Annotated in this window: 8 protein-coding genes; all 8 read right to left on the bottom strand. The window is 68.1% G+C overall.

Annotated features, from left to right (window positions below; translation table 11 throughout):
* Window positions 1-136: 136 nt before the first annotated feature.
* Entirely contained in the window at window positions 137-1870 is a 1734-nt protein-coding gene (locus HMPREF2860_RS08905) for an ABC transporter ATP-binding protein (protein ID WP_038626225.1), read from the bottom strand.
* Entirely contained in the window at window positions 1867-3645 is a 1779-nt protein-coding gene (locus HMPREF2860_RS08900; protein WP_070560116.1) for an ABC transporter ATP-binding protein, read from the bottom strand. Before HMPREF2860_RS08900 ends, HMPREF2860_RS08905 begins: the two co-directional genes overlap by 4 nt.
* Window positions 3642-4325, bottom strand: a complete 684-nt coding sequence (locus HMPREF2860_RS08895; protein ID WP_070560192.1) for an SAM-dependent methyltransferase — start codon at window positions 4323-4325, stop codon at window positions 3642-3644. The genes HMPREF2860_RS08900 and HMPREF2860_RS08895 overlap by 4 nt, the downstream gene beginning before the upstream one ends.
* Window positions 4326-4432: 107 nt before the next feature.
* Entirely contained in the window at window positions 4433-5170 is a 738-nt protein-coding gene (locus HMPREF2860_RS08890; RefSeq protein WP_038626230.1) for an ABC transporter permease, read from the bottom strand.
* Window positions 5167-5919 carry an ABC transporter permease gene (locus HMPREF2860_RS08885; RefSeq protein WP_038626232.1) on the bottom strand — a complete coding sequence of 251 codons (753 nt, stop codon included), beginning with the start codon at window positions 5917-5919 and terminating at the stop codon, window positions 5167-5169. The genes HMPREF2860_RS08890 and HMPREF2860_RS08885 overlap by 4 nt, the downstream gene beginning before the upstream one ends.
* Window positions 5916-6935: an ABC transporter ATP-binding protein gene (locus HMPREF2860_RS08880; RefSeq protein ID WP_038626234.1), complete on the bottom strand. Its 1020-nt coding sequence runs from the start codon at window positions 6933-6935 to the stop codon at window positions 5916-5918. The genes HMPREF2860_RS08885 and HMPREF2860_RS08880 overlap by 4 nt, the downstream gene beginning before the upstream one ends.
* Window positions 6932-8110, bottom strand: coding sequence for a saccharopine dehydrogenase family protein (locus tag HMPREF2860_RS08875; RefSeq protein WP_038626236.1), 1179 nt, complete (start codon window positions 8108-8110; stop codon window positions 6932-6934). The genes HMPREF2860_RS08880 and HMPREF2860_RS08875 overlap by 4 nt, the downstream gene beginning before the upstream one ends.
* On the bottom strand, window positions 8103-14435 hold the full coding sequence (locus HMPREF2860_RS08870; RefSeq protein ID WP_070560193.1) for a non-ribosomal peptide synthetase: 6333 nt from the start codon (window positions 14433-14435) through the stop codon (window positions 8103-8105). Before HMPREF2860_RS08870 ends, HMPREF2860_RS08875 begins: the two co-directional genes overlap by 8 nt.
* Window positions 14436-14441 lie beyond the last annotated feature (6 nt).

Below are 14441 nucleotides of genomic sequence, written 5' to 3'. Positions count from 1 at the left end.
AGTCTTTACAGCTCGTCGGTGTTCGTGCTGCTCGGCGTTTTCGTCGGCGGTTTCGCTCTGTCCACCGAGCGTCTGGCGGTGGGATTCGGGAAGCTGCGGCAGGGCGCCCGTGAGGGCATCGACCAGGTGATGAGGATCAGGCGCCCGGGGAGCTCCCCGTCCGGCACGCCCACGACTCGGCGTAGCGACCGCCCTTCGCCAGCAATTCATCGTGCGTACCCCGTTCTGCGACCGTCCCGTCCTCTGAAAGCACGACGATGAGGTCGGCATCGCGGACGGTGTGCAGGCGATGGGCGACGACGATCACGGTGTGATCGCCGCGCAACGCCTCCATCGTGCCGACGATCGCCCGCTCAGTGGCCGCATCCAGCGAGGACGTCGGCTCGTCGAGAAGCACCACCGGGGAATCCTTCAGAAGCGCCCGGGCGATGGCGAGGCGCTGCCGCTCGCCTCCCGACAGCAGCGTCCCCTCCTCCCCCACCGGGGTATCCCACCCGGAAGGCAGCAGCTCCACGATGCGGTCCACCCCGGAACGCCGGGCGGCCTCGCGCAAGCGGTCCCCGTCACCGGGCCCGGAACCGAATTCGGGGTCGGCGAAGACCACGTTGTCCCGCACGGACGCGTCGAAAAGGAACGTCTCCTGGAACACCGGGGTCACCAGCGAGTTCACGCCGTCGGTGCCGATTCGAGGCAAGGGCACCCCGCCGATGAGGATCTCCCCCGAGTCCGGATCATGAAAACGCGACAGCAGCCGCATGACCGTCGTCTTGCCCGCCCCCGACGGTCCCACTACGGCAACCAGCGCTCCCTGAGGTGCACGGAAGCTGACGCCGTCGAGAACCTTCTTATCCCCGTACCCGAAGCTCACGCCGCGGAACTCCACGTCATGCCCGTCGGGCGGCTCCGGTGCGGCAGGTTCGGGAAGGGCGGGGATTGCCCGCAGATCACGCAACGCAGCCAACGTGTTGCGGCCCGCACCGAAACCGCCGGACAACGCTCCCGCCGTGGTGATCGGTCCGGTGAACTGGACGACCACGATGAGCATTGGCGCCAAATGCGCCGGCGCCATCCCGCCCGTCGCGGCGACTGCCACGGCGACGATTACCGCCGCCGTGAACACCGCATGGACGACCGAACTCAACCGTCCGATGGCCGCCCCCTGCGTCGACGTCGCCTTCGCGAACGCATCGTGTTGGGCCCGGATCGCCTCATCCACCATCGCGTCCGCCGCCGAACCGTCGCTCGCGGCGCGAATCGCCTGCTGGCAGCGGGTGAACTCGATCAGCCTGCCGGAGACGGCAGCGACGGCGTCAGCATGCGCTTCGTCCGACTCCCCGCCGACCCGGCCAATGGCCCGGTAGGCGAAGAAGATCACCGGCGCCGACGCGACGAGAACCAAACCGACGCGCCAATCCACCGCCAGAATTCCGAAGGCGATGACGGTCGGCGCAACCACCGCGGCGATGACGGGCCGCAGGATCACGTGCGGCACGGACGCCGCAAACGCGATACCCGACGACGCCATCTCCGAAAAGCGGCCGGCCGTGGACTTGGTGACGTACCCGAGTGGCAACGTCAGCACGCGTTCGCCCAGGGAACGCAGCAGGGACGACAGCACCGCTGCGGAATTCGCCCTGCCGACCGTCCCCGCGGCGAGAGACAGCACCGCATGGGCGGCCGCGAGGCCGGCGATGACGCCGGTGAAACGCCACGCCGTCGCATCATCTCCCTCGGCCAGAGCCGACAGCAGCGGCAGCAGCGCGACGAACGCCGCTCCCTGGGCCAGCGCGGCAAGCGCGGCCAACGCAATGAGCCACGCCAGCGTCATTCTCGAGCGCCGATCCGTCATCGACCACAAGTCCCGAATCATCGGTTCCCCGCCTTTTCATCGTCTGATTCAATGCCCCGCGGGGCGGATGGTTCGTCGTCGAGCGCGAACGCGCGCCACAAATCCCGGTAGCGGCCACCGCGCGCAAGCAACTCGTCGTGGGTACCCGCCTCCGCGACCGCTCCCCCATCGAGAACGAGGATGCGGTCGGCGTTGCGGATCGTGCTCAACCTGTGCGCGATCACAATCACCGTCCGCGAACGGGCCAAACGCTCGATTGCGGACTGGATGAGGGCCTCGGAAGCCGGATCCGCGTAAGCGGTTGCCTCGTCGAAGATGAGCACCGGCGCGTCCGTGACGATCGACCTCGCGATGGCCACGCGCTGCGCCTCGCCACCGGAAAAGGTCACGTCGACGTTGACCACCGAATCCAGGCGCTTCGGCAGCGCCTCGATGACCGCATCGAGGTTCGCGAGCTTCGCGGCCGCCATGATGTCGCCGTCGGTGGCGTCTCTCTTGGCCAGCCGGATGTTCTCCCGCAACGGCAGCGTGAGCAACTGCGGATCTTGGAACACCACCGACACCGAGCGGTGCACGTCGCGCACGGCGATGTCGCGGAGATCGACGCCGCCCAGCAGCACCGAGCCTTCGACGGGGTCGTGGAAACGCGCCAACAACCGGGCGACGGTGGACTTTCCGGAACCGGAGGACCCCACCAACGCCGTGAGGGTCCCCGGTTCGAACGTCGCGGACATCCCATCGAGGACCCGCGGCCCATCCCCGTAGGAGAAGACCAGGTTCCGGACCTCGAGCGCGCCCCCGCGCACGGGCACCGGATCGGCGGGCTCGGCGATCGGCGGCGTGCCCAGCACCTCCGCGATGGATTTCAGGGCCGCGATCCCCGCGATGATGGGTTCGGAGTTCATGGCCACCCGCACGATCGCCGCGGAGAATCCAAGGCCGAGAACCAGCCCGGCGACGAGGCCCTCCGGTGTGCCGCCCGCGGCGTCCCTCAGAGCGAGGCCGGCGCCGCACACCACTGCGAGGACCGTGATCGGAGACGTCACCACGTCGATGAGCCCAAGATAGACGTTCGACTGCCGAGACCAGGCGGACCACGCGCGGACGAACGACGACGCCGCGGCATCGTAGCGGCCCGAGCCCTGGTTGGCGCGTCCGAAGGACTTCATCACCGGGATGCCGCGCACCAACTCGATGACCGCGGCCGTCACTCCTTCGGAGGCTCGCTCGTAGTCGCGCTGAAGGCCGGCGCCACGCGACATCATTACGCCCATCAGGGCGAAGGTGACCAGCACCGGGACGACCGCCACCGCCGCAATCCGCCAATCCACCGCGACGAGCGCGATGAGGGAAAGCAGGGGAACCAGCACCGCCACCACGGTCTCACCGACGGTGTGGCCCATGAGCTGGTGGACAGCCGCGACGTCCTTCTCAACCGACCCGATGATTCCCGACGAGCGCCGGGCGTCCAGCCAGCCCAGCGGCAACTTCCGGATTTGGGCGACCAGCCGGCGCCGGAGGTGGAGCTGCAGGTCGTTATCCGCCCGGTGCGAGAGCATGCCGGCGGCGCCGTCCGCGGCCATGCGCACCGTTGCGGCGACGACGATGACAGCCACGGCCAACCACGTCCGATGCTCCGGGGCCTCCGGGTACGTCATCGCGATGTCGATGATGCCGACCAGCGAAGCAACGGTAGCCACCGACGACAGGACGGATAACGCGACCACCGCACGCATCCGAGTCCGGATCGGGGCGAGCAGCGACCACGGGCCTACGGTCCCGTCCACGGCGCTCACTTGCCCGCCTCCCCGATCGCGCTTTTCTTCGTGAGAGTGCAGAAGTACACCATGCCGGCGTGTGAGGCTCCGCCCAGCTTCAGCCCGTTGGCTTCGGCGAGGTCCTCGAGCTCGCTGCCCCGGAACACCCGGTGGCCCATCTTCGCCATGACGGCCATGTCGACCCGCTCGTTCACGTCGGGATCCTCGGCGAACGTCTGCACGTAAGCGATGCCGCCGTCGGCGAGCAGCCCGGCGACCCTGCCGAGCGCGGCACCCGCATCCTTCATTTGGTGGAGCGCGCCGCACACCCAGATTTCATCGGTCCTGCCGGGCTCTCCCGCGAGCGGCGCAAGGACGTCGGCGACGTGGAATTCCGTCCGGGCCCCGAGCCCTTCGACGGCGGCGCGTTCGCGGGCGATGCGAATCGCATTGGGCGACAGGTCGTAGCCGACGATGTTCGCCCTGCGATAGCGAGGCTCGGCGGCGAGCATGCGGGCGAGCCACCCGGTTCCGCAACCGAGGTCGAGAACCCGGGCCGGTGCATCCGGCCCGGGATCCAGCGCACGGAGCTTCCGATACATGGCGGCGGCGTCCATCGGTTCACGCGCATAGCGGCTGAGGAACCTCGGCTGGACCTTGTCCTCGTAGGCCGCGAGGAGTCTGCGGTTGTTCTGGACGATCTGGGCAATCGACTTCATCTGGTTCTGTCTCCGGGGTGTGTGGGCCGCGTCCACGCGGCGGTTTCGGGTTAGGTGCTCGGGTTCGCGGGCCATCGTCGGCGGCGATGCCCCCGTGGACGTGCCCGTCATGCAGACTCCCCCGGCCTCGTTTTCACGGCGATGCCCCACGCCGCAAGCACGGCGATGCCTAAGAACCAGGCCGCGCAGACCACCAGACCCGCAGCCCCGTTGCCGTTGACGGCCTCGCCGGCCGCGGATACGGGGGTGTGCCCGGCGATTCCGCGCAGGAGAGGACGGAAGTGGTCGGCGGGCATGAGCACCGTGTTGACGAACATCGCAACGATGATTAACGGGATGAGGGCCACGGAGCCCTGGGGGCTGGTGATGGAGAACGCGATGTACGTGCCGGTGCATGCGGCCGCCGCGGCAACCATCGCGCCGGTCACCGCGATCCTCCACCACCAGGACGCCTCAGGGGGGCTGTCGGAAAGCAAGGCGGCCACCGCCACGACGACGACCGACATCGCCATGATCCGGATGAACTCGGCGATGATCCGTGCGGCCGGCACGGCCGCGTACGGCGCCGGCATGGTGATCAACCGCTCGTGGAGGCCATTGCTGCGTTCAACGAACACAGTGGACGATCCCGTGATGGCCAAGATGAACGCCCACGTCGTCACGACCAGGATGACCGCGTTCGGGAGTTCGAACTCTCCGGTGAGCTGCCTGACCAGGCCACCGAACATGCGGTTGACGATGAACAGGTACACGAGCGGAGCAATGAACGTCATGAACCAGAAGTCGGGGCGCCGCAGCCAAATGTGGGCAATGCGCCGCAGATGCACGAAGATGGGGCCGATCATGATTCGCTCCTCGAGGTGAACCGGCGGATGAACAGGACGATTCCGGCGACCGCCGCGACACCGAGCCACAGGGCTGCCTCTTCCCCGGCACTATCCGGGAAGGCATCCGGGGACGCCGCCCTGATCACCTCGATGATCGGCGAAAACGGCATGTGACGTACGACGTCGCGCAGGGAGCCGTCCAAAGCGGTCGCCGGAATGAACGCAGTGGAGAACATGAGCAGCAGCATTTCCAGCGCCTGGATCGATGAGGCCGTCGACACCGGGGCGGGCACCATCAGGATCACCCCGTCCGTGACCAGGGACAGGACCGCCGCGGCGAACAGCGACCACAGGACAGTCCACGCGACGTCACCGACAGCCATGTCGAGGCCGCAGGCCCACGCGACGACCAGCAGCGCCGCGATCGACGCGGACATCCGCAGCACATCGGTGACGAGCCTGCCGGCGACATAGCCGCCTGTGGCCCCGGGCAACACGCGCACGCGGTCAACGAGCCCGGATTCGACGTCCTGTCCCACCGCCATCGCCGACGCCGCGGCGGTGAACATCGCCGCCTGGAACAGGCAGCCGCCGAGCACGAAACGCAGGTACCCGAAGCCGGATTGCCCCGCCGAGTACCCAAACACCGCGTACAGGCACAGCAGAAAGAGGGGCGGAACTACGAACATGGAAATCAGCGACGCGGTGTTGCGTCGCAACAGCAGCAGATCCCGACGGAGAAACGCCGCGACCGACGTCGCACTCATCGCGCCGCACCCCCTGCGTTCATCGATATGAATACCTCGTTGAGGGTGGGCGGCGACACGCTCAGCGAATCCGGCAACGCTTCCGAGGCCTCCATCGCCTGCGCCACCGCCTCGAGGACCCGCGGTCCGGGGTCGACGTCGAGGGACACCGACTTCCCCGCGACGCGGGCGCCGTCCAGGCACGTTCCTCCGAGGCAGCGGGCGAACGCCTCCGCCTCGGCGGTGGTGGCAAAGGACACGCGGAGCACGTGCGACCCGAAGTCGCGGCGCAATTCCTCCGGCGTTCCGCTGGCGACGATGCGGCGATCCTTGAGCAGATGGACGTGGTCGGCCAGCGCCTCCGCCTCTTCCAGGTACTGGGTGGTCAGCACCAGGGTCATTCCGTCGTCTCGCAGCTGCCGGATGAAGCCCCACAGCTCTTCGCGGCTGACCGGATCCAGCCCCGTCGTGGGTTCGTCGAGGAACAGCAGCCTGGGCACGACGCACAGCGACGCGGCGATGTCGAGGCGGCGCCGCATGCCACCCGAATAGGCCGACGCCAGCGTCGAGGCACTGTCTGCGAGCGAGAATTGCGCGAGCAGTTCCGTCGCGCGGGCGGCCGCGGCGGCGCGGTCGAGTCCGCGCAGCCGCCCGAAGAACTCCAGGTTCTCCCGGCCGGTGAGGTTCTCGTCGATCGCCGCGAATTGGCCGGTGGTGGCAATGTCAGCGCGCACGCCCGCCGGGTTCTCTTTCACATCGCGCGAGAAGATGCTCACCTCGCCGGAGTCGGCGGTGATGAGCGTCGACAGGATTCGGATGAGGGTGGTCTTGCCTGCGCCGTTGTGACCGAGGAACGACACGATCGCCCCGGCGGGCACGGTGAAACTCACGCCGTCGAGCACATGCTTGCGCATCCGGGCACCGCGCTTTCCCTTGCGCCCGCCTTCGGGCGGGGTGCCCGCTTTGCCCGCAATCGGGTAGCTCTTCGTGAGGTCGCGTACGACGATCGCCGCACCTCGTTCAGCTTGATCCGTCATCGTTTCCCCTTTTCTTTGGTATCGCAGTGGGCCGCTGTCGGCAGCGGCCCCGTGGTCGGGTTGTCATGCGGCACCTCGATATGGATGCCCGCATCGCGGGCGAAGGCGAGGACCGGTTCGAGGAGCCGGGGGTGGCCGACGAGATCCCGGCACCCCGGCGCGACCGGCTTCCCCGCGACCGCCACAACGGTGGCGGCAGCAATCGCCGCGGTCATTTTGTAGGAACCCGGGCCGGTCGCCCGGACGACGGTCGTCTCGGCCGCCGGGCCCGCATCGCCCGCGCCGGCGGACGACAGTGCGACGACCAGCTCGGCGGGTTGCGGAGTGCCCTTCGCCCGCGCCTTCCGCGATGTCACGGCCGCCCCGAGACGGGCGAGCAGACCGGAGACAACGGGCATCGAGTACAGTCTCGACGTGCGGATTTTCTCCACCGACTCATCGGGGAGGGCATCGAAGGCGACGTGGTAGGAATATCCACGGATCGAGGGGCACACCTCGCGTACGACGTCGATGTCCGGGCATTCGTAGCTGATTCCGCTTTGCGACGACACCGGGTTGCGCCGCACCTCGACGATGGTGCCGCCGAGCATCGTGCGGTATCCGCCGCGGATAGTCCGGAACATTGACTCGACCGCCGCGGCCCCGGATTCCTGGTCGGCGCCGATTCGCAGATCGACCCGCACATCGCGGACCTCTTCGGCGCCCGCGGCGCGGGCCCCGAGCACCAACAGGGCCGTCGACAAGCCCGGGCACAGACCGAACCCGGTGAGCACGGGAACCCCCTCCCGCCGGGCATCCCCGTCGAGGGCCATGATCGCGCGGCGGGCGTCGATCGAATCGTTGACGTCGATGTACCCGGTGCCTGAGTCGATGCAAGCACGGGCGAGTGAGTCTGCGTGCACCTCGAACGGGCCGGTGCAGTTGACCACCCAATCGTGTTTGCGGAAGACCCTGCAGATCTCGTTGTGGCCGGCGGCGATCCTCAGCGGGAAGTGCCGCCCCGGGCCATCGTCTGGCTTCTGCCGGGAAGTGTAGGCCAGCTCAATCCCGTCGACGACGCCGAGCATCCCCCGGACGAGCCGTCCGGTGACGCCGGTACCTCCGGCCACCAGCACTTTCACGGGTTCGCCCGCGTCGCGGTCCCGTGCTTCCCCGCCGTTTCGTCGGTCAGTCATTTTCCATCTCGTTTCCCCGGTCCCGCGACCGGTCGATTCCTTCGGACGACGGGTCCGCTGCCCTGTCGTCCGTTTCCGGCGCTCGGCGCCGGCGTTCGATGTACTCCCCGATGAGGGCCCCGGTCAGCGCGGCATCCTCTCCGAGGACGAACGAATAGTGGTTTCCCGCGACGCCGGCGACGCAGAGGTCATCGACGAGGTGGTCCCGCCACTGGTCGTGGTTGTGAGCCTCGCCGTCATCGGGGAGAACGAACAGCGCCTCCCTCACCCGACCCTCGGGCCGGTACCGGGTGCGGGCATCGATGAGCGAGCGCAGCGAGTTGAACTCCGTCGCCGTCACCCGGTCGCCGGAAAGCCCAAGGTCCTCCAGGAGCGTCGGTGCGACTGCTGCGGCCAGGGCACGCAGACGGGCCCCCCGTTCCTCGTCGGTCTCATCGACCCCGCCGAACTCCGCCCAGAGGCGGGCAACCGGCGTTCCGTGCGGGAGATCGGCGATCGAGGGCACCACCCGGGACAGCAGCCCCTTTTCGGATTCCGCGCCGAAATCCCCGACGTCGACCGCGATCCCCGGAGCCAGGCTGTCGAGAAACACCAGCGCGGGATCAAGATCGGCCAAACGGAGCACCATCTCGGCCGCGATGGTGCCGCCGAGGCTCCATCCGACGATCGCCGGGGCGGCACCGTCGACGAGCACCTCGCGGACCCGGCCCGAGTAGTGGGCCGCGATGTCGCCGATGCCGATGGCGTGGGGGAATGGTCTCTCGAACTCCGCGAAGCCGACGCCCCACACCTGCCCGCCACCGGGGATCGCGAGGGCCAGGTCTCGGTAGATGTCGACGGTGCCGAATCCGCCGTGGACGAGGAAGATCGGGTGCGCCTCATCGCCGCTGCGCAATAGGACCAGCGAACGGTCCGCGGCCGACGCGCCGGGATCATCCGCGTCCCGCCGGTCGGTCGGCGTGGCCGTCGACTGGCCGACGAGCTCGGCCACGCCACGTGGCGTCGGCTTGGCCAGCGCTTCCGCGAGCGGCACCGATGCCCCGGTGATGTCCTGGATCCGCTGCATCAGATTCACGAATCCCAGGGAGTCGTAGCCGAGGAGGAACAGGTCGTCGTCCGCGCCGGCTTCGGCGCCGCCTAGGTCGGCCCGGACCATCCCGGTGATGACCGTCAGGTATTCGCGAACTCGGCCCATCAGTTCCCCGGATGCGATCCTCGAGATCGCGCCCGACCTGTCGCGCTCCGCCGATGACGCGCCCGCGACGCCGTCGCCGATCGCCCCACCGCTGGAAGAAGTGCCCCCGACCGCCAGGCGCAGGCGCCGAACCTGGCCGACGCTCAGCGGCGCCGCTTCGGGGCAGCCCCCGGCGAAGCCCGACACCGACCTGATGTAGTGGTCGAAGATGTCCTCCACCAGTTCCGGTTCCAGGATCTGCTCGACGAAATCCCAGGCGACGTTGATACGCCCGCCAACCTCCATCACTTGGTTGTCCAACAGCACCTGCGGGGTCTGGGAGATGGCGTAATCGACGTCACCCAGGACGTGGGCACCCCTGCCCGAGCCATCGCCTGCCGCGGAACCCTCGCCGAACAGCAACGAGGTGTACACGAACGGCGCGATGGCCTGTCCGACGGGCAGACCCCGGTGGCGCGCGATGGCGCCGAGCAACGACACCCCGGAGTACCCGGCCGCCATGTGCCCGAGCAGCCGGTCGCGCAGTTCCGCCGTCCACCAACGGAGGTCATAGTCGGCGGCCGCTTTCACCGGCATCAGAATGACGCCGGTGAAATCACCGAAGACGCCGGCGAAGTCGGCGATTTCGGGATCACGGTTGTACGTGGTGATGTTGATGCCGACCGAATCCCCCCTCGACCACAGCGACAGGCTCGTCGCATAGCAGGCGAGAAGCAGTGCGGACACGCTGCCGTCGGCGGCGCTGGCCCGTTCCCGCAACAGTGCGGTTTCCTCAGCGGTGAACGTGTGCGACAGGCGACGCATCCGCGGCACATCCACGTCCGCGGCCGCACCGATTGATGGAAGGGTGTTGCCGGGCGGGAAGTCCTCGACCACCGTCCGAGTCAACGTCTCATCGCCGCGCCCGACCGCCGAAGCCTCCCGGCGCTTCATCTCCAAGACGTACGTGCGGTAGTCGCCGGTGACGGGCGGAAGCTCCGTTCCCCGGTACAGCTTGTCCAGGTCGTCGATGAAAATCCGTTGGCTCGCCCCGTCTCCGATGATCATGTCCACGCTGAAGAACAGGCGGTGCCGCCCGTCCGGGAGCGCGAACGCCGACAGATGGAACAAGGGCCAGCTGCCCAGATCGAATACCTGGTGGCTCAGCTCATCGCGCTTGCGCCGCACCGCCTCGACCACGGTCGCCTCATCGGCGGCCCGGTAGTCGGCGACGGCAATGCGGTAGCGCGGAACCTCCGGCAGGATCCGCTGCGTGGCTTGTGCGGTGAACACGACGCGCAGCATCGGATGCCTGCGGATGAGGTTGTCGAGGGCGTCCTCCAGGCGGTCGATGTCGGTACCGGGTTCGGTGACGGATTCGATGTAGTAGTGCTCGGTGACGCCGCCCAGCTCGAACCCGGAGTTCCGGCCGACGTAGTAGGCCTTCTGCATGTCGGTCAGGGGGAACGGCGCGTGGGGGTCGTCCCCGAATTGTTCCACCGGATCCTTCCCGTGGGCACTCGCGGAGGATTCTCGGACGCCTCCTGCGACTGAACCGGCACCGCCGGCACAATCGAGGGAAGACACTGCCTCGGCGACGGCTTCAGACTCGGCACCGGACTCCCGCATGGCCTCCGAGACAAGGCCGGCGATGTGCGCGATGGTCGGGTCGGCGATGACGTCGCGGAAACGGAGCCGGACGCCCGTCTTCTGCCGGATCGCGCGCATCATAACCTGGAATTGCAGGGAATCGCCGCCGCGGCGGAAGAAGGACTCTCCCGCGCCGCATGCCGGATCCGCCGCACTCGTCGACGGGGCTTCCCCGAGGATCTCGTCGAAGACTCCGGACACCAACTCGATCGCCCCGGGGACGGCGACGGAACCAGCCGCGCCCGCGGCTCCGGCCTCCGCCCCGGCGACCTCGCCATCGGCCGTTGCCCCGCCGCCCGCGGCGCCGACGTGCCTACGAATTTCCTCCTGATCCAGTTTCCCGTTGACGGTGACGGGCAGGTGCGCCACGGGCAGCAGGACCGTCGGTACCATGTACGCTGGCAAGCAGCGGGCGAGCTCGGCCCGGACGACATCCCGCGAGCCGGTCATGTCGTCCGCCGGAACGTAAAGGCACGCCAGGAGTCCCCGACCGCCCGATTCGACGACCGCCGCCATCGACGCGGTCACCAGGCCGGACCGCTCGAGGACCGATTCGATTTCTCCGAGTTCGACGCGGAAGCCCGCGATTTTCACCTGACGATCGCGGCGGCCGAGAAATTCCACGAAACCCTCCGCGTTGAAGATGCCCACGTCTCCGGTCCGGTAGCAGCGCCCGATGCCTGGGACATCCACGAAGGCGGCAGCGGTCCGCTCTGGATCGGCCGCATACCCCTGCGCGACGCCGAGACCGCTGATGTGGATTTCCCCCGGCACGCCGACGGGGCAATGCACCCCGTCGGGCGCGAGCACGTGAATGCCCTGGTTCGCCAGCGGGTACCCGTAGGGAATGCGGTTTTCCAGGCTGTCGCGTTGCAGCGGGCAGTAGATGGACCAAATGCTTCCTTCGGTCGCACCGCCGAGGCTATTGATCGACGCGTTCGGGAACATGTCCATGGCGCGCGCCGGAAGCCCCGCTGCGATGCGATCGCCGCTAAGCAATACGGTGCGCACATCCGGGAACACGTCGTCGTCCGACGTCCGGACCAGGGCGAGCTCCAAAAGGGCGGGCGCGGAGTTCCACAGCGTGACCCGCTCTTCCCGCAAGACGTCGAGGATTTCATCGGCGTCGCGCTCGTCTCCGACCATCGTCACCGTCGCGCCTGCCGCAAACGCCCCGAACACGTCGTAGACCGACAGGTCGAATCCCAGCGACGACAATCCGATGATGCAATCGGCGGAGGTGACCCCATACCGCCGGTTCACGTCGAGGATGGTGTTGATGCAGTTGCGGTGACTGATCCGCACACCCTTTGGTCGGCCCGTCGTCCCCGAGGTGAAGATGACGTAGGCAAGGTCGTCAGGGGCAGTGCCAAGCGAAGGGTGCGCACCCGCGCTGCCCGCGCGGTCGCAGACTTCCGCGGCTGCGGGCTTGCCGACGCCCGCCACTCCGCTTTGGTTCAGTTCATCGATCACGCCGGTGTCCAGAATCGGGCCCGACGCACCTGAGGCTTCCACGACGTATTCCTGTCGCTGGGCCGGCATGCCCGCGTCGACGGGCACGAATGCGGCTCCCGCACGCAATGCGCCGACCATGTTGACGATGTCGTCGGGATGCTTGGTGTAGCGCACGATTACCGCGTCCCCCGCCCCGACGCCGGAATCTGAGAGATGGCGGGCGATGCGTCCGGCCCGGGCCCAGACCTCGGCGTAGGTGTACGAGATGCCCCGGGCGGCGAGGCGCACGGCCGGCGCGTCCGGAGTCGCCGCGTATGCGGCTTCGACAAGCGAAACCAGGGTGTCATCGTGGATCGGGCCCGCAGCGTCGTTGTAGCGGGCGACGGCCCCCTCCGTCTCCGCATGACGGATGGGCAGAGCCTCTCCCCCCTCCGCCACCACGTCCAGGGCCTCCGCAACGGCCCCGAACATCGCATCTACCGCAGGGAAGTAATCGTCGACCACGTCCCACGACAACGTCATCCCGCCCGATGCCGGCATCACTTGGATGTCGAGGCACACCTGCGCGGTTTGCGTGTAGATGCGTTCGATGACTGGGCTGCGCCCACTGCCCCGCTCGCCGCCGAGGTAGCTGGTGAACACCACCGGAGCAGTGGCCTGGGTCTGATTGGCCGCATCCCGGAGGAATCGCTGTAGCACCTCCACACCGGAAACGCCGCGGTGAGACAGCCCTTCGCGAATGTCCAGGTCGATCGCCTCCGCCAACCCGTCGATGGTCGCGGCTCTCCCGGCGTCGACGCCGACGAGCATCGATGAAGTGAAATCTCCCATCACCCTCGTGCCCGCGGCGAGGCCGCTGCGTTCGCTGACAGTCACGTTGACCGTCAACGCCGATTCGGGCAGCCACCTGCAGACGACGGCGGCGTTGACGGCCATTACCAGCGACGACAGGGTAACTCCAATGCGGCGGGCCCGTTCGCCGAGCTTGGCGGTGATCTCCGCGTCGAGCACCGTGCCCAAGCGCCGGGTCGACCAATCGTCGTCACCCCTCACGGCCGCCGGGAACTCCGGGCGCCGCGGCAGATCTGCGGCCTTCTTCTCCCAATAGGCGAGGTCCTCGGCTCGTTTCCCGTCGCGCCGGCGCGCAGAGATTGCCGCCAGGGCATCCCCATATCTGGAAGCCGGAGCCGGCGGCTCCCCGGCCAGCAGGGATTCGAGCTCGTCGAAGAACAGGTACACCGAACCCGCATCCATGACGATCATGTTGAAGTAGATGAACATCCTGCACCCGCCCGCATCTGCGAGCAGCCTCGCGGCGACCATGGGACCGTCCTCGTTCGACGATCGCGCCGCGGTTCGCATGTCCCGACGGATCTCCCCCACCGCCGCGTCGACATCGTCGCCGGACCCGACTACCTCGACGGTGGCGAGGCACGCGCCGGTCGGGCTCAAGACCCCGGCATCGACATCGAGCCGATGGAACAGCACGTCGTGACGCCCGAAGACCGTCCGCACGGCCTCCTCCACCTGCGGCAACGAATAGTCGTGCCGGGATTCCGCGTAAATGTACGTCGCTTGGCCGCCAAGCTCGATGTCCTCGTCCGCGCCGAGCAGGTAGGCGGTCTGGATTGGATTGAGCGGGACCGCATCCGCGGGATCGGCCCCATTTTTGCCGGCACAGCCGTCATCTGACTCACCCGTCGCTACAGCGGGGTCGGCCCCGGCAGCGGCGCCTGCGGCAGATCCGGCATCAGCGCCACCCCGGGCGGCGTCGATGACGGCCGCCAAATCAGCGACCGTGACCCCGGGGTCCATCGCCCCGTAATCGATGGTGACCCCGTACTCGTCCTCCAGCGCCAGCAGCATCTGGAGGAAAGTCAGGGAGTTCGGGATGTGGTCGCGGAGTTTCACGTCCGCCGAATCCAGGTGCACGCCGATGGCGTCGGCGATGGACTCCGACAGCCTTTCGGGGGCGACTCGGGCCCCGGTGCGGGCTTCTCCCACGGCGGTAGATGCGACGGCCGGCGCGATCGTTTCATTGGTCATCGTCAT

The organism is Corynebacterium sp. HMSC064E10 (assembly GCF_001812505.1).
GTDB classification, from domain to species: domain Bacteria; phylum Actinomycetota; class Actinomycetes; order Mycobacteriales; family Mycobacteriaceae; genus Corynebacterium; species Corynebacterium amycolatum.
The sequence above is the reverse complement of the archived record's forward strand: the minus strand, read 5'-3'. Positions and strand labels throughout refer to the sequence as shown.